The organism is Cryobacterium sp. M25, assembly GCF_002929635.1.
Lineage (GTDB): Bacteria > Actinomycetota > Actinomycetes > Actinomycetales > Microbacteriaceae > Cryobacterium > Cryobacterium sandaracinum.
On sequence record NZ_PJJU01000058.1, the window covers coordinates 225,723 to 241,287 of the forward strand.

Here is a 15,565-nt window from a genome sequence, read left to right on the forward strand (position 1 = left end):
AGAGCCATGACCTCCGCCGTGCCCCCGACATCCGTTTCCCCCTCGAACGCGTGGGGCTACGGCCTCGCCACCGTCGCCGGCGACGGCACGGTGCTGGACACCTGGTTCCCCGAACCTCGGCTCGGAACCCTGCCGGCCAGCCGCGACCGCTGGATCGTGCCGTCTGAACTCGAGGAATTCGCCGGGGTGGACCAGAGGCGAATGGTGCGGATCGAGGCCGTGACGATCGAGATCGACCTCACCGCTGCGCCTGCCGGAACGTCGGATGCCTACCTGCGCCTGCACCTGCTGTCGCACCTGCTGGTGCGCCCGAACACCCTCAACCTCGACGGCATCTTCGGCTACCTGCCCGCCGTGGTCTGGACGAATGCCGGTCCGATGCTACCCGCCGACTTCACCCGACTGCGGCCTGCCCTGCAGCGCCACGGCATCCAGACGACCGGAATCGACAAGTTCCCGCCGCTACTGAACTACGTCACGCCCGACCGGGTGCGGATCGCGGACGCGTCCCGGGTGCGTCTCGGGGCGTACCTCTCCCCCGGCACCACGGTGATGCACGAGGGTTTCGTCAACTTCAACGCCGGTACCCTCGGCACCTCGATGGTCGAGGGCAGGATCTCTCAGGGTGTCGTCGTGGGTGACGGCGCCGACATCGGCGGCGGTGCCTCCATCATGGGCACGCTCTCCGGCGGCGGTACCGAACGGGTGTCCATCGGCGAACGGGCCCTGCTCGGGGCCAATTCCGGGGTGGGCATCTCGATCGGCGCCGACAGCGTCGTCGAGGCGGGGCTCTATGTGACCGCCGGCACCAAGGTGCTGCTGCCGGGCCAGCCGCGCACTGCCGACGGCACGACGCCGTCGGTGAAGGCCGTCGAACTCTCCGGGGTCGCGAACCTGCTTTTCCGCCGCAACTCGGTCTCGGGCGCGGTCGAGGTGCTGGCGCGCACCGGCACCGGCATCGTGCTGAACGCCCAGCTGCACGCCTGACGCCGGGCGGCCGGTCCGACGCTCGAGCGCGACCGAAACAACCCGCACGGCGGCGCCTCCGCTGAGTACGCTGCCAGTCGCAAGGGAGTGGCAGGGGAACCGACGCACCCGACCATCATCGCCGAGGCGCCGCCTGACTACAGCCCCAGGTCCCTGACGAATTCGACGGAGATTCTGCTCGAAATCGCCCTAAACAGGTCGGAAACCGGCATTTTCGGCAGAATCTCCGTCGAATTGGTTCGATCCCGGCAGCGGGGGCGCGCGATGCCTCGCGGCGGCTAGCGGCGCGGGAAATCGCGGGCCGGCGACCCGATGTAGAGCTGTTGCGGGCGACCGATCTTGGTCGTGGGGTCCTCGTTCATCTCGCGCCAGTGCGCCACCCAGCCGGGCAACCGGCCGATCGCGAAGAGTACCGTGAACATGCTGGTCGGGAAGCCCATCGCCTTGTAAATGACGCCGGTGTAGAAGTCCACGTTCGGGTAGAGCTTGCGCTCCCGGAAGTAGTCGTCGTTGAGCGCGATGTGTTCGAGTTCCTTGGCGATGTCCAGCAGGTCGTCCTTGACGCCCAGTGCGGCGAGCACCTCGTCGGCGCTCTCCTTGACCAAGGTCGCCCGCGGGTCGTAGTTCTTGTACACCCGGTGGCCGAAGCCCATCAGGCGAACGCCCTGTTCTTTGTTCTTGACCCGTTCAACGAACTTCTCGACGCCTTCGCCGGATGCTTTGATCTCGCCCAGCATCTTGAGCACGGCCTCATTGGCGCCGCCGTGCAGCGGCCCGGAAAGCGCGTTTATGCCCGCGGAGACCGACGCGAACAGGTTCGCCTCAGTGGAGCCGACCAGGCGAACGGTCGAGGTCGACGCGTTCTGCTCGTGGTCCTCGTGTAGCATCAGCAGGCGCTCGAGGGCCTTACTGACGACCGGGTTCACCTCGTAGGGCTCGGCGAGTGTGCCGAAGATCAGCCGCAGGAAGTTGTCCACGTAGCCGAGCGAGTTGTCGGGATACAGGAATGCCTGGCCGATGCTCTTCTTGTAGGCGTACGCCGCCATCACGGGCAGCTTGGCGAGCAGGTGCACGGTGGCCAGCTCGACCTGCTCCGGGTCGTTGGGCTCGAGCGCATCCTGGTAGTACGCGGCCAGCGCCGAGGTGCCGGCGGAGAGCACGGCCATCGGGTGCGCGTTGTACGGCAGCACGTCGAAGAGGCGGCGCAGGTCTTCGTGCAGCAGGGTGTGCCGACGGATGCGCGTGCCGAAGGCCTCGAGTTCGCTCGCGCTAGGAAGGGAACCGTAAATCAACAGCCAGGCGGTCTCGAGGAAGTTGGAGTTCTGGGCGATCTGCTCGATCGGATAGCCCCGATAGCGCAGGATGCCCTTCTCGCCGTCGATGAACGTGATCGCCGACCGCGTGGCGGCGGTATTCACAAACCCGGAGTCGAGGGTGATCAGACCCGATTTGCGGGTCAGCGTCGAGATATCGATGCCGGAGGCGCCGGCCGTGCCGCGCACGATCGGGAACTCGGCGGATCCGCCGGGGAACGACAGTGTCGCCTGCTTGGGTTCGATGGATGGCGTTCGCTCGGCGATGTCGCTCACGGCGGCTCCCTGGGTCTGACTGAGTGTCACTGGATATCACTACCTAACCGTCTGGTGGCTGACCGTCTGTGGCGATGGGCCACAGCACACCGATGTGTCTGGAGACGTCAACGCGGATACAGCCTAATGGCCGCAACCGCCTACTGTTGCATCCACCAAGAATGTCCACTCTTCATTGGTGAGAGTTGACATTTCCCGAAAATGGGGCATTAGCCAGCGTGCAACCGAGTCGCAGCCGCCGCGATGCGTTCGTCCGTGGCGGTGAGGGAGAAGCGCACGTGTCTCGGGTAGCCGTCGCCGTAGAACGGACCGGGTCCGGCGAGGATACCCCGCTCGGCGAGCCGCCCGATCGATTCCCAGGCGGGGCGCCCCTCGGTCGCCCAGAGGTAAAGCCCGGCCTCACTGCGGGTGATGCGGAAGCCCGCCGCCACCAGTGCGGGCAGCAGCACCTCGCGGCGCGCCTGGTAGCGCCGACGCTGCACGATGACGTGTTCGTCGTCGCCGAGCGCGGCCACCATGGCGGCTTGCAGCGGCGCGGGAAGCATGAGGCCGGCGTGCTTGCGCACGGTCAGCACCCGGGCAAGCAGGTCCGCGCAGCCGGCCGCGAACGCGCCGCGGTAGCCGGCCATGTTCGACTGCTTGCTCAGGGAGTAGAGCGCGAGCACATCGTGCCGGTCCTGCCCGAGGACGCGGGGGTCCAGGATGCTCGGGGTCGGCCGGGCATCCCACCCGTCGGTCCAGCCGAGCTCGGCGTAGCACTCGTCGGAGACGATCACCGCGCCGAGTTCCCGGGCGCGCGCGACGGCCGTGCGCAGCGCGTCGACCGAGAGAACCCGGCCATCCGGGTTGCCCGGGCTGTTCAGCCACACCAGCTTCGTCGTCTCGGGCCAGTCGGCGGGGTCGTCGGCGGCGAGGGCGTCCGCTCCGGCCATGGCCGCGCCGATGCTGTACGTCGGGTACGCGGCAAGCGGATGCACAATGGTGTCACCCTCGCCGAACCCGAGCATGAAGGGCAGCAGGGCCACTATCTCCTTCGACCCGATGGTCGGCAGCACGTTCTTCTCGGTGAGGCCGGTGACGCCGCGCCGGCGCTCGTACCAGTCGATGATCGCCCGCCGCAGCTCCGGCGTGCCGGCGGTCTGCGGGTAAGAGTGGGCGTCGGTGGCCTGGGCCAGCGCTCGGCGGATGACCTCGGGCGTCGGGTCCACCGGCGAACCGATCGACAGATCGACGATGCCGCCCGCATGGGCCCGGGCCCGGGCGGCGAAGGGGACCATCTGGTCCCACGGGTAGTCGGGGAGCGGCTTCAGCACGGCTGAATCAGACCTGGGGAGGCAGCACGGCAATGATGGGGTGGTCCTTATGGATCACGCCGACCTTGGCCGCCCCGCCGGGCGAGCCGATGTCGTCGAAGAACTCGACGTTGGCTTTGTAGTACTCGGCCCACTGCTCGGGCACATCGTCCTCGTAGTAGATGGCCTCGACCGGGCAGACCGGTTCGCAGGCACCGCAGTCGACGCACTCGTCGGGGTGGATGTAGAGCGAGCGGTCACCCTCGTAGATGCAGTCGACCGGGCACTCGTCGACGCAAGCGCGGTCCTTCACGTCGACGCACGGCAGAGCAATGACGTATGTCACGTTGGAGGGCTCCCTTCACGAGCGAATATCCAGTCTATGCCGAACGCGGACGGGCCGGGATTCGTGGCCAGGCCAGCACGATCGTGGCCACCAGGGTCGGCACGACGGTCCAGAGCAAACCCGGAATCCCCTGGGGGACCAGGACAGAGCCGCCGGTGCTGCGCAGAGACAGGATGAAGATCGTGCCGAGGAGGCCGATCGCGCAGGAAAAGACGACCAGGCGGTCCCCCAGCATCAGACGGAGACCTGCCAGGAGCGTCACGATTCCGGCCAGGGCCAGGATCAGCCCGATCGGGATCGTCACGGGCCCGATTGGGAGGGTGGCCTGGTGCGCGATCGTGCCGAGCACGCCGAAGGCGGCCCCGGTCAGGAGGGCGACGACCGCGGCCAGGCCGCGGCTGAGCAGCCCGGGGGTCGCGTCCGGGTCGGGAGCGTGCGCCGGGGGCAGCCGCAGGAAGGTCTCGGTGCCACCGATCGTGACCGGGCGGTCCGCCGGGTCGGCCGGGTCGGACGCGGCCACCGACTCGACCGGCACGACGGTGTAGTCGGTGACGCTCCAGCGGCGCGCGTACGCGGCGAGGGCGCGCAGCTTCTGGTCTACCTGGCCGCTCACATCGATCGCGACCAGCCGCTGGCCGACGGCATCCGTCACCTGGCGGTGCTCGAAGACCGGCACATTCAGGCTGTCGGCGGCCCCGGCGGCCGCTCGGCGGAGGGTGTCGTCGTCGGCGCCGATCACGACCGCGGTGGCGTGCACGTCCGCGAGCACGTCGGCGACGGCCTCGGCCAGTGACTGCGCCCCGGATGCAGCGGGCAGCATCCGCCAGTCGCTTACGTCGAGCGCCGCCATGGCTGCGCGCACGTCGGAGTCGTCCGCGAAGTGGGAGTCCGTGGAGCCGAACAGAACGACGACCTCGGCGTCGTCTGACCGCAGCCGGGCGATGGTTCCGCCGGTCAGAAGGGATTCCTGACCGGGCCGGTCGTGCACGAACACGACTCGTTCTGCGCTGCCGGACATGACCATTGCTGAGCTCCACGGAGTTGGGACGGGCGGACACCCGCGCATGAATGATAGCTGGACACGATCGCAGAACCGAAGCTGGAGTCAAGACACTAAGGTTAGCCTTACCAAACTTCTTCCTCAAACCCAGGAAGCCTTGTGCTCGCACAATTACGTGATCGGCCTCCGTGAAGGCCTCGAAGTCGCCCTCATCGTGACCATCCTCGTGGCCTACGTCGGGAAGGTCGGCCGCCGAGACGTGCTCCGGCGTATCCGGACCGGATGCAGCCTCGCCGTGCTGCTGGCGCTCGGCATCGGCGCGCAGCTCACCTACGGCACCTACGGCCTGTCGTTCACGTCCCAGGAGGCCATCGGCGGCGTGCTGTCGATCGTGGCGACGGGCCGCGTGACCTGGATGGTGTTCTGGATGCTGGCGCGAGCCCGCACCCTGTCCGGCCAACTCCGGTGCGGCATCGACCGGTCCCTTGTGGGCTCGGGGCTCGGCCTCGTGGTCGTCGCCTTCGTCAACTTCTCGCCGGGCACCACCTAGCTCGAACTGGCCGTCTGGCTCGCCTATCTGGTGCCCGCGCTGACCCTCTTCATCCTGACGAGCCGGCGGGACCACCCCGCAGTGGCCGGCCGCACCGGCACCGTTGGCACCCCCAGCACCAGCCCCGCGTCCGAGCACGCCGCCGAGACCGCGGCGCTCCCCGCTGACCCAGCCCCTTCCCGAACCTTGTGCTAGGGACTCCTATGAACGCCCGCCTCGTTCCCCTCGCCGCAGTTTCCGCGTTCGGCCTGCTCGTCCTCACCGGCTGCGTCGCCCACGCCCCGGCCGGTTCCGCCGGGGCGTCCCTCACGGTCGACAGCAGCGCGGATGCCTGCACCGTCTCGGCCGAGGAAGCCCCCGCCGGCAACCTCAGCTTCAGCATCACCAACTCGGGCGACCAGGTCACGGAGTTCTACCTGCTCGCCGATGACGGCCTGCACATCGACGGCGAGGCCGAGAACATCGGTCAGGGACTCACCCGCGACCTGGTCGTGCAGCTGGCCGCCGGCGAATACGTCACCGCCTGCAAGCCCGGCATGACCGGTGACCGGATCGGCAAGGCCGGCTTCATCGTCACCGCCTCCGACCAGGTCGTCGCGGTCGACGACGACCTCGAGGCGCAGATCGAGACCGCCAACGTCAACGACGCCTCCTCTGTGCGCGATCAGGTGGCCCAGCTGGTCACCGGCACCGACTGGCACGCAATCGAGAAGGACCTCTGGCCGGCCGACGCCGAGGCCGGTTTTCTCGCCTATCCGGCCGCGGAGCGCCGACGCCTCGCCGACCGCCTGATGCAGGACACCGCGACCCTGAACGAGGAAGTGCAGACCCTCTCCTTCACGCTGTCGCAGCAGACCAACGGCGCGATCGGCCTTCTCGACGAGGTCGCCACCGGCAAGGTCACCGGCGAGGAGGAGTTCTGGTCGCACACCGACCTCTGGGACTTCCAGGCCAACGTCGACGGTGCCGCGGTGCTCTACGCCGGCGTGCGGGACATCCTGGTCGACAAGGATGCCGCCCGCGCCGATAGCCTCGACACCGAGTTCGCCGCGCTGCAGACACTGCTGGACGCCCAGCGCGTCGGCGACGGCTTCACCCTGTACACCGAGCTGAGCGAGGCCGAGATCAAGGCCCTCGCCCGTCAGGTGAACACCCTCGGCGAACCGCTCAACCAGCGGACCGCAACCCTGGTGCTCTAGGTGACCGGGCAACAGCAGTCGCGCGGCCTGTCACGCCGCGGGCTGCTCGGCCTCGGCGTTCGGCGTTTCCGCGGGCACCACCAGGTCCGGGTTGATCGAGCTGCTCCGCGACCGGACCGATGCCGCCGCCGCCATGGCTATGGGGCGTGACATCGGCGATTTCGGGGCCGTCAGCGGCCCTTACGACGCACCCCGGAGGACACCGGCGAGGCGCTCGGCCTGCCGGCCTCCGGGCTGACGATCACGTTCGGGTTCGGCCCGAGCCTGTTCGAGAGCATCGACGGCCCCGACCGTTTCGGCATCGGGAGTCGGAGCCCGGTCGAGCTGGTCGAATGCCGCACTTCCCCGGGGACAGGCTCGAGCCGGGACGGAGTGGCGGCGACCTCTGCATCCAGGCCTGCGCGGACGACCCGCAGGTGGCCGTGCACGCCAGCCGCAACCTCTCCCGCATCGCCTTCGGGCGCGCGGCCTTCCGCTGGACTCAATTGGGGTTCGGACCCACTTCCTCGACGAGTACGGCGCAGGCCACGCCGCGCAACCTCTTCGGTTTCAAGGACGGCACATCCACTATCACGGCAGAGGAGCCGGATGCCGCCGCCGACCATGTCTGGGTCGGCGCCGGAGACGGGCCCGCCTGGCTGGCCGGCGGCTCCTATCTGGTGGCCCGGCGCATCCGGATGACCATCGACTCCTGGGACCGCACCATCCTGCGCGAGCAGGAGGCCGTGTTCGGCCGCAAGAAGGGCGAGGGTGCCCCGTTGTCGGGCCGCACGGAGTTCACCGCTCCGGACTTCACCCTCACCGACCGGGCAGACCTGCCGCTGATCGGCGCAGCAGCGCACGTGCGCCTGGCCCGGCACGACGCTCCGAACGAGTACATCCGCCACGTCGGGTCGGCCCTCTTCGCCTGATCCCCCGCGGCTGAGTGAGCCTGCCTTTCGGTCGGCCTGACCCGGTGCAGCAACTCCGGCCCGAAAGAATTCGACGGAGATTTTGCCCAAACCGCGCCCGAACACAACGAAACAGTCGTTTTTCGAAAGAATCTCCGTCGAATTGGTTCTCAGCTAGGCGGCCGGGGACACCGTGTAGAGCACACCCTCGGGAGTGCCGGCGACGACCACCGACCAGGTCTCGTTCGTCAGGGCCGCGACGCCGGCATCGCCGACGTTCGCGGTGGCGGCGTTGTCGGCGCTGAAACCGGCAGCCTCGAGCATCGCCGTGGCGTCGGCCAGCGGGTCCGCGGCGCTGGTGGTGACGGTGACGACCCAGCCCCGGCCGGCGTCCGCGGTGTTCGCTGCCCCGAAACCGAGATCCCCGTCAATCACGGGGATCTCCTCCGGCCAGCCCTCGGGCAGCTGCCCGCCCAGGCTGACATCGCCTCCGGTTGCCTCGTTCACCGCGCCGTCGACCGCGGAGCCGACGGCCTCGCCGGAGCATCCGGACAGCAGGGCCACGCCCGCAACGGCCAAGGTCACGGCCAGCACACGTACTCGGTTCAACTGCATCAGGGATCCCATCCTTCGGTTCGATCGTTCCCGTGCTTAAAAGCGCAAAACCGCAGGGGCAGCACTATGGAAAACCATAATCACACCCCTACGGTTTCGCTCGTCGCGGCTGCTCAACCGCACGGTGGCGACGGTTAGTTCGCGTCCTGCTTTTTCAGACGCGAGACGTTGCGCTGACGTGCCGAGGCGGCCAACTCGACCTTGCGGATGCGCACGACGGCCGGGGTGACCTCGACGCATTCGTCTTCACGGGCGAACTCGAGGCACTGCTCGAGCGTGAGCTGCTTGGACGGGGTCATCGACTCGAACGTGTCGGAGGTGGACTGACGCATATTGGTCAGTTTCTTCTCCTTGGTGATGTTCACGTCCATGTCGTCGGCGCGCGAGTTCTCGCCGATGACCATGCCCTCATAGACCTCTTCGGTCGGGTTGACAAAGAACGACATGCGCTCCTGCAGAGCGATGATCGCGAACGGCGTGACCACGCCGGACCGGTCGGCGACGATCGAGCCGTTGGTACGAGTGGTGATCGTGCCGGCCCAGGCCTCGTAGCCGTGGAAGATGGCGTTGGCGATACCGGTGCCGCGGGTGTCCGTGAGGAACTCGGTGCGGAATCCGATCAGGCCACGCGACGGAACGATGAATTCCATGCGGACCCAGCCGGTGCCGTGGTTCGCCATGTTCTCCATGCGTCCCTTGCGGGCGGCGAGCAGCTGGGTGATCGCGCCGAGGTACTCTTCCGGCGAGTCGATAGTGAGGTGCTCGTACGGCTCGTGAATCTTGCCGTCGACGCGCTTGACGACGACCTGCGGCTTGCCGACGGTGAGCTCGAAGCCTTCGCGTCGCATCTGCTCCACCAGGATGGCGAGGGCGAGTTCGCCTCGGCCCTGGACTTCCCAGGCATCCGGGCGTCCGATGTCGATAACGCGGAGCGAGACGTTGCCGACGAGCTCCTTGTCGAGACGGTCCTTGACCATGCGCGCGGTGAGCTTATGGCCCTTGACCTTGCCGATGAGCGGCGAGGTGTTGGTGCCGATCGTCATCGAGATGGCCGGGTCGTCGACCGTGATGGTCGGCAGCGGGCGCGGGTCCTCTGGGTCGGCCAGGGTCTCACCGATGGTGATGTCGGCGAATCCGGCGACGGCGACGATGTCGCCGGGGCCGGCGCTCTCGGTTGGGTAGCGGTCGAGCGCCTTGGTGATCATGAGCTCGGTGACACGCACATTTGCGATAGTGCCGTCGTGCTTGATCCAGGCGACCGTCTGGCCCTTCTTGATGGTGCCCTGGAAGATGCGCAACAGTGCGAGACGGCCGAGGAACGGCGAGGAGTCGAGGTTGGTTACCCAGGCCTGCAGCGGGTGCTGGTCGTCGTAGACCGGCGCCGGAATGTGCTCGAGGATCGCTGCGAAGAGCGGCTCGAGGTCTTCGTTGTCGGGCAGCTGGCCGTTCTCGGGACGGTTGAGGCTGGCGGACCCGTTACGGCCGGACGCGTAGACGACGGGCACGTTGAGAACCAGGTCGAGGTCGAGGTCGGGCACATCGTCGGCCATGTCGCTGGCGAGGCCGAGGAGCAGGTCCTGGCTTTCCTCGACGACCTCGTCGATGCGAGCATCGGGACGGTCAGTCTTGTTCACCAGGAGAATGACGGGCAGGTGGGCCTCAAGCGCCTTGCGCAGCACGAAGCGGGTCTGCGGCAGCGGACCCTCACTGGCGTCGACGAGAAGCACAACACCGTCGACCATGGAGAGGCCGCGCTCGACCTCACCGCCGAAGTCGGCGTGGCCGGGGGTGTCGATCACGTTGATGGTGATGGGGCCATCCTTGGCGTGGATGCCCTTGTAGGAGATCGCCGTGTTCTTGGCGAGGATGGTGATGCCTTTTTCGCGCTCGAGTTCGTTCGAGTCCATGGCGCGCTCTTCGGTGTGTGAGTGCTCGGCGAACGAGTTGGTCTGCTGGAGCATCGCGTCGACCAGCGTGGTCTTGCCGTGGTCAACGTGGGCTACGATCGCGACATTTCGGAGGTTATCGCGCGTGGCAATCGCCATGAAGTAAATCCTTACGAAGAATGGATGCCGCAAAGTACCGCATGCGACGAAGAATGGATGTGTGTGGTCAAAGTCCGACCCAACGGACAATCCTACCGCACTCTCCGCGTCCGAGGGCTGAGAGTCCCTCGGATCCCGATTCGGGGCACGAAAAACGGGGCGGGGCTGAAGTCCCCGTCCCGTCCTCCGTGCTGTGTTGCGGGTGTGTCCGCCTACTTCTTCCAGCCGACGATGGACCAGTCGACCGTTTCGAACTGGGTGGCCCCGTAGTTGACGAGGCCGGACTTCACGGCGTACACGTTCGGCAGCGGCGCGATCGGGATGATGGGCACATACGCGGCGAGGACCGTGTCGATCTCGTTGGCGATGACGATGCGCTTGTCGGTGTCGAGCTCCGTGTTGGCCTCGTCGAAGAGAGCGGAGAGCTTCTCGTCAGTGATTCCGGTGAAGTTCGACTCGGAGTCCACCGGGGAGAACAGCGCCTCGCTCGAGGAGATCGGCCACGGAGTGCCGACCCAGGAGAAGCTGGTCATCTCGAAATCGCCCGGGATGATGTAGTCGGAGAAGTACTTCGCGGCGGGAACCTCGTTCAGCTCGACGGCGATGCCGACCTCCTTGAGGTCAGCCTGCACCTGCACGGCACGCTGCTTGTTCGTGGGGGTGTCCGCCGGCACGGTGATGGACAGCTCGAGAGCCGTGCCGTCTTTCTCGCGCATTCCGTCGTCCCCGGCGCTGTAGCCGGCGTCGTCGAGGAGTTTCTCGGCCGCGGCCACGTCGTAGCCGATTGCGTCGCCCACGTTGTCTTCATATCCCTTCTGACCCGGCATAAAGATGAAGCTGCCCTGGGTGGTGGCGTCGGTGCCGACCGGCGTGTTGGCCGACTCGGAGATGAGACCGCGGTTGATGGCGTGGCCGATAGCGCGCCGCAGTTCGACGTCCGCGAGCGGGCCCTTCGAGCCGTTCATGGTGACGTGGGTCCAGGTGAGGCCACCGGATGCCTGGATCTCGGCATCCGCGCGCTTCTCAGCCGTCTGGTAGGCGTCGGCGTTCGACGAGATGTAGAGCACGTCGGTTTCGGAGTTGCCGAACGACGTGGCTGCCGATGCGCCGCTGATGACCTTGACGATGATGGTCTCGAGCTTGGCTGCCTCGCCCCACCACAGCGGGTTGCGGGTCAGCGTGACGACCTGGCCGGTGGCGTCGATGTTGGAGATGACGAACGGACCGGAGGAAGGCACCGGCGTGGTGACGTAGCCGGTGTTGAAGGCCTCAGGCGTGGACGTGACGCTGGCCGGCAGCACGCTCGTGAAGATCGACGCCCAGTCGGCGTTGATCGAGTCGAACGTGACCGTGAAATCGAAGTCGGTTCCGGTGGATTCGATCGCGCTGATCTGGTCGAAGATGGCCGTGGAGGCCGGGGAATACTCCTCGTTGGTGCCGTTCATGGCCGTCCAGGTGGCCACGTAGTCCTTGTACGTGATCGGGGTGCCGTCTTCCCAGACCGCGGCCGGGTTGAGCTTGATCTCGATGACCTGAGGATCGTCGCTGACGACCTCGACGCTGGTGGCGTAGTTCGGGTCGACCGTGCTGGTTCCATCGGCCGCGACCCGGATCGGGCCGCCGGTGGTCGGTGCAACGGTGGTGACAGTGTCGGCCTCGTTGCCGTCGACCTGGTAGATGTTCCAGTTCGAGGGTAGAGACCCGATGGAGAGGTTGAGCGTTCCGCCATCCTGCACGTCCCCGGCGGCGACGACTTGCCACGCCGTGGTGGGAAGGGCCTTGCTTTCGCTCGCTTCGGGCGAGTCCTCTGCGGTGTTTCCGGGAGCGCACGCCGTGAGCAACAGGGCGGACGCACTCAGAACGGCGAGTGCTGCAAAAACAGTACTTTTCCGTTTCATGGGTGATTCTCCTTTTCTTGGTGGGAACTATTTCTGGTCAGGGAGGTTGGGGGCTGGACGCCCGCGGGGAGGAGAGCGCTGTGCTCCACGTGGTGGCAGGCCGTCTCCACCGTGCCGGTCAGGGCGAGCAGCGGGTCGATGCTCTCGCAGATCGCTTTCTTCTGCGGCGGGAGCAGGGTGTAGAGCGGGCAGCGGCTGCGGAAATTGCAGCCGTCGATCTGCTCCGTCGGGCTGGGCAGGTCACCCTCCAGCAGCATCCGCGTTCGGCTGCGCTCGATCACGGGGTCCGGGATCGGGGCCGCCGAGATCAGCGCCTGGGTGTACGGATGCCGCGGGTGCGCGAAGACCTCGGCCACCGGCCCGTACTCGACGATCCGGCCCAGGTACATGACGGCGACGGTGTCGGCGATCTGGCGCACGATGGCCAGGTCGTGCGCCACGAACAGGTAGGAGAGGTTGAGCTGTTCCTTGAGGTCTTCGAGCAGGTTGATGACCCCGGCCTGGATGGACACGTCGAGCGCGGACACCGGTTCGTCGAGCACGACGAGCCGGGGGTTCGTGGCGAGGGCGCGGGCGATCCCGACCCGCTGCCGCTGGCCGCCGGAGAACTCGTGCGGGTAGCGGTCGGCCATCATCGGGTCGAGCCCGACCAGGTCGAGCAGCTCGGCGACCCGGGCGCGCCGGGCCCCGGGCTTCACGCCGTGAACGGTGAGCGGCTCGGCGATGATGTCGCCGATCGGCATCCGCGGGTCGAGGGCGGCCATCGGGTCCTGGAAGACGATCTGTACGTCCTTCCGCAACCGGAGCAGGTCGGCGCGACCCAGGGTGGAGACATCCTGGCCGTCGACCAGGATCTGACCGGCCTGCGGCTTCGTCATCTCGAGGATCTCGAGGATGGTCGTCGTCTTGCCGCAACCGGACTCGCCGACCAGACCCAGGGTCTGGCCGGGCTGGACCGAGAACGACACCCCGTCGACGGCACGCACGGTACCGATCTGCCGGGAGAACACCCCGCCTCTGGTGAGCGGGAAATGGCGAACCAGGCCGGTGACTCTCAGGACCGGCTGGGCGGAGCGGTTCTTCTCCTGGTGCTCCACGGCCAGCGGTTCCGGCCGGGGAAATATGTCGGGGCGGGTCAGCGCACCGGCCGCGATCTCGGCCGAGCGGTGGCAGGCGGCGACGTGGGTGGCCTCGCCCGGGCCGACCACGGGCGCACCGGGTGCGGCCTGTGCGTGGTTGCGAAGTACCGGTTCCGTGTCGAGGCAGGCGTCGACGGCGATCGGGCACCGGGCCGCGAACGGGCAGCCGCGCGGCAGCGCCGTGAGCGAAGGCGGACGGCCCTGGAGCGGGACCAGCCGCTGGGTGCCGGCCGTCTGCATATTGGGCACCGAGCGGAGCAGGCCGATCGTGTAGGGCATGTGCGGGGAGGCGAAGACTTCGTCGGTAAGGCCGTTCTCCACGAGCTTGCCCGCGTACATCACCGCGAGGCGGTCGGCATGGCCGGCCACCACCCCCAAGTCATGGGTGATGAGAACGACGGCGGCACCGGTCAGGGACTTTGCTTTCTCGAGCACATCGAGGATCTGCGCCTGGATGGTGACGTCCAGGGCCGTCGTCGGCTCGTCGGCGATGATCAGCAGCGGGTCGTTGGCGATGGCCATGGCGATCATGGCGCGCTGGCGCATGCCGCCGGAGTACTCGTGCGGAAAGGCCCGGGCCCGCCGTTCCGGCGCCGGGATGCCGACGATCTGGAGCAGCTCGATCGCCCGGGCCGCGGCGGCGCGCTTGCTCAGCGCGGCATCGTGCAGCAGCAGGGCTTCGGCGATCTGGTCACCCACGGTGTACACCGGGGTCAACGCCGACAGCGGATCCTGGAAAATCATCGAGATCTCCTGGCCACGGATGCGGGAGAGCTGGCGGTCATTCATCTCCAGCAGCGACCGGCCGGCGAACGTGATGCTGCCGGTGACCTGCGCCGAACTGGGCAGCAGCCCCATCAACGCCAGCGAGGAGACGGATTTCCCCGAGCCGGACTCCCCCACGATGCCGAGGAATTCGCCCCTGTGCACCTGGTAGCTGATGCCGCGCACCGCCTGGACCGACGGGCCGCCGCGCTGGGGAAACGTGACCGAGAGGTCCGTGACCTCCAGGAGTGGGGCATCCGTGCGAAACTTGTCGGCCGGGATCTCGTTCGTCAGAAGGTTAGTCACGGTTGACTCCCGAGGTTGGGTCGACGGCGTCGCGCAGGGCGTCGCCGATGAGGCTGACGGCGAACAGGGTCACGATGAGCACACCCGCCGGGAAGACGAACATCCACGGCCGGGTCACGGCGGCGCTCGTTCCCTCGGCCAGCAGCGTGCCGAGGGATACGTCGGGAGCACGGATGCCGAAGCCGAAGTAGCTCAGGCTGGTCTCGGCCAGGATTGCCGCCACCACGCCGAGGGTCGCGTCGATGATCAGCAGCGACGCCACGTTCGGGATGATGTGCCGGCCGAGGATCTTGCGCATGGGCACACCCATGTACCGGGACGCCTTGACGAAGTCTCGGTCACGCAGCGACCTGGTCTGGGACCGCACCACCTGCGCCATGATCATCCAGCTGAAGCCGGCGATGAAGACGGTGAGGAACACCCAGGAGAGCCCCTTGAACAGCGGACTCAGGATCACGAGCAGGATGAAGGACGGCAGCACCAGAAGCAGGTTGATGCACCAGACGAGCACGCGGTCGATTACTCCTCCCAGGTAGCCGGCGACGGAGCCGACGACGGCGGCGATCATGGTGCCGAGGGGGCCGGCGATGAGCCCGATGACCAGCGATTTCTGCAACCCGACCAGGGTCTGGGCGTAGAGGTCCTGGCCGATGCCGTTGGTTCCGAACCAGTGCAGCTGGGTAGGCCCGAGGCCCATGTTCAGCGGGTCGCGCTGCACGGCGTCGAACGGGTAGAACACGGGTCCGAGCAGCGCCCAGGCGAGGATGAACGCGATCGCGATCGCCCCGCCCCAGAAGCGGGAGGTTTGGGTGAGTCGGCGCCAGATGAGGCGGCCGCGGGAGCGCGGCCGGGCTGGCCGCGCCGCCAGAGCGGCGGGAGAACCGGGCAGCAGCGGAACGAGCGGTGTGCCCAGTTCCGCGTTGGTTTCTTCGACCAGGGACATC

At 67.4% G+C, this 15,565-nt stretch carries 13 protein-coding genes and 1 pseudogene; 4 read left to right on the plus strand and 10 right to left on the minus strand.

The window, feature by feature from the left end; genetic code table 11:
* The first annotated feature begins 6 nt into the window (after positions 1 to 6).
* Positions 7 to 987 carry a 2,3,4,5-tetrahydropyridine-2,6-dicarboxylate N-succinyltransferase gene (gene dapD / locus CXY81_RS15455; protein WP_104170882.1) on the plus strand — a complete coding sequence of 327 codons (981 nt, stop codon included), beginning with the start codon at positions 7 to 9 and terminating at the stop codon, positions 985 to 987.
* A gap of 278 nt (positions 988 to 1,265) precedes the next feature.
* On the opposite strand, the gene CXY81_RS15460 is transcribed toward dapD, so the two are convergent.
* The 4 genes from CXY81_RS15460 to CXY81_RS15475 all read right to left on the minus strand — a co-directional run bounded on the left by CXY81_RS15460 (position 1,266) and on the right by CXY81_RS15475 (position 5,232).
* On the minus strand, positions 1,266 to 2,546 hold the full coding sequence (locus tag CXY81_RS15460; protein WP_369828413.1) for a citrate synthase: 1,281 nt from the start codon (positions 2,544 to 2,546) through the stop codon (positions 1,266 to 1,268).
* Positions 2,547 to 2,785: 239 nt separating this feature from the next.
* Positions 2,786 to 3,889, minus strand: coding sequence for a succinyldiaminopimelate transaminase (gene dapC, locus CXY81_RS15465; RefSeq protein ID WP_304481769.1), 1,104 nt, complete (start codon positions 3,887 to 3,889; stop codon positions 2,786 to 2,788).
* Positions 3,890 to 3,896: 7 nt separating this feature from the next.
* Entirely contained in the window at positions 3,897 to 4,214 is a 318-nt protein-coding gene (gene fdxA, locus CXY81_RS15470; RefSeq protein WP_104099174.1) for a ferredoxin, read from the minus strand.
* A gap of 34 nt (positions 4,215 to 4,248) precedes the next feature.
* Positions 4,249 to 5,232, minus strand: a complete 984-nt coding sequence (locus CXY81_RS15475; RefSeq protein ID WP_134543797.1) for a PIG-L deacetylase family protein — start codon at positions 5,230 to 5,232, stop codon at positions 4,249 to 4,251.
* Between the two features lie 157 nt (positions 5,233 to 5,389).
* On the opposite strand from CXY81_RS15475, the gene CXY81_RS15480 reads away from it, so the two are divergent.
* Both CXY81_RS15480 and CXY81_RS15485 read left to right on the plus strand, forming a co-directional pair.
* Positions 5,390 to 5,764 (plus strand): FTR1 family protein, encoded by a 375-nt coding sequence (locus CXY81_RS15480; RefSeq protein WP_233194211.1) that lies wholly within the window; start codon positions 5,390 to 5,392, stop codon positions 5,762 to 5,764.
* A gap of 203 nt (positions 5,765 to 5,967) precedes the next feature.
* Positions 5,968 to 6,963: an EfeM/EfeO family lipoprotein gene (locus CXY81_RS15485; RefSeq protein ID WP_104195360.1), complete on the plus strand. Its 996-nt coding sequence runs from the start codon at positions 5,968 to 5,970 to the stop codon at positions 6,961 to 6,963.
* A gap of 30 nt (positions 6,964 to 6,993) precedes the next feature.
* On the opposite strand, the gene CXY81_RS17275 is transcribed toward CXY81_RS15485, so the two are convergent.
* Positions 6,994 to 7,116: a hypothetical protein gene (locus tag CXY81_RS17275; RefSeq protein WP_255408703.1), complete on the minus strand. Its 123-nt coding sequence runs from the start codon at positions 7,114 to 7,116 to the stop codon at positions 6,994 to 6,996.
* A gap of 87 nt (positions 7,117 to 7,203) precedes the next feature.
* On the opposite strand from CXY81_RS17275, the pseudogene CXY81_RS15490 reads away from it, so the two are divergent.
* A pseudogene (locus tag CXY81_RS15490) lies at positions 7,204 to 7,874 on the plus strand (Dyp-type peroxidase).
* A gap of 153 nt (positions 7,875 to 8,027) precedes the next feature.
* Here the strand turns inward: CXY81_RS15490 and CXY81_RS15495 are convergent.
* The 5 genes from CXY81_RS15495 to CXY81_RS15515 all read right to left on the minus strand — a co-directional run bounded on the left by CXY81_RS15495 (position 8,028) and on the right by CXY81_RS15515 (position 15,564).
* Positions 8,028 to 8,468, minus strand: a complete 441-nt coding sequence (locus CXY81_RS15495; protein WP_134543805.1) for a hypothetical protein — start codon at positions 8,466 to 8,468, stop codon at positions 8,028 to 8,030.
* 134 nt (positions 8,469 to 8,602) lie between these two features.
* Positions 8,603 to 10,513, minus strand: coding sequence for a translational GTPase TypA (gene typA / locus CXY81_RS15500; protein WP_104170877.1), 1,911 nt, complete (start codon positions 10,511 to 10,513; stop codon positions 8,603 to 8,605).
* A gap of 212 nt (positions 10,514 to 10,725) precedes the next feature.
* A complete protein-coding gene (locus tag CXY81_RS15505; protein ID WP_104170876.1) occupies positions 10,726 to 12,411 on the minus strand; it encodes an ABC transporter family substrate-binding protein in 1,686 nt (561 codons plus the stop codon).
* Positions 12,408 to 14,621 carry a dipeptide ABC transporter ATP-binding protein gene (locus tag CXY81_RS15510; RefSeq protein ID WP_104195361.1) on the minus strand — a complete coding sequence of 738 codons (2,214 nt, stop codon included), beginning with the start codon at positions 14,619 to 14,621 and terminating at the stop codon, positions 12,408 to 12,410. The genes CXY81_RS15505 and CXY81_RS15510 overlap by 4 nt, the downstream gene beginning before the upstream one ends.
* Positions 14,614 to 15,564 (minus strand): ABC transporter permease, encoded by a 951-nt coding sequence (locus CXY81_RS15515; protein WP_104170874.1) that lies wholly within the window; start codon positions 15,562 to 15,564, stop codon positions 14,614 to 14,616. Before CXY81_RS15515 ends, CXY81_RS15510 begins: the two co-directional genes overlap by 8 nt.
* Position 15,565 lies beyond the last annotated feature (1 nt).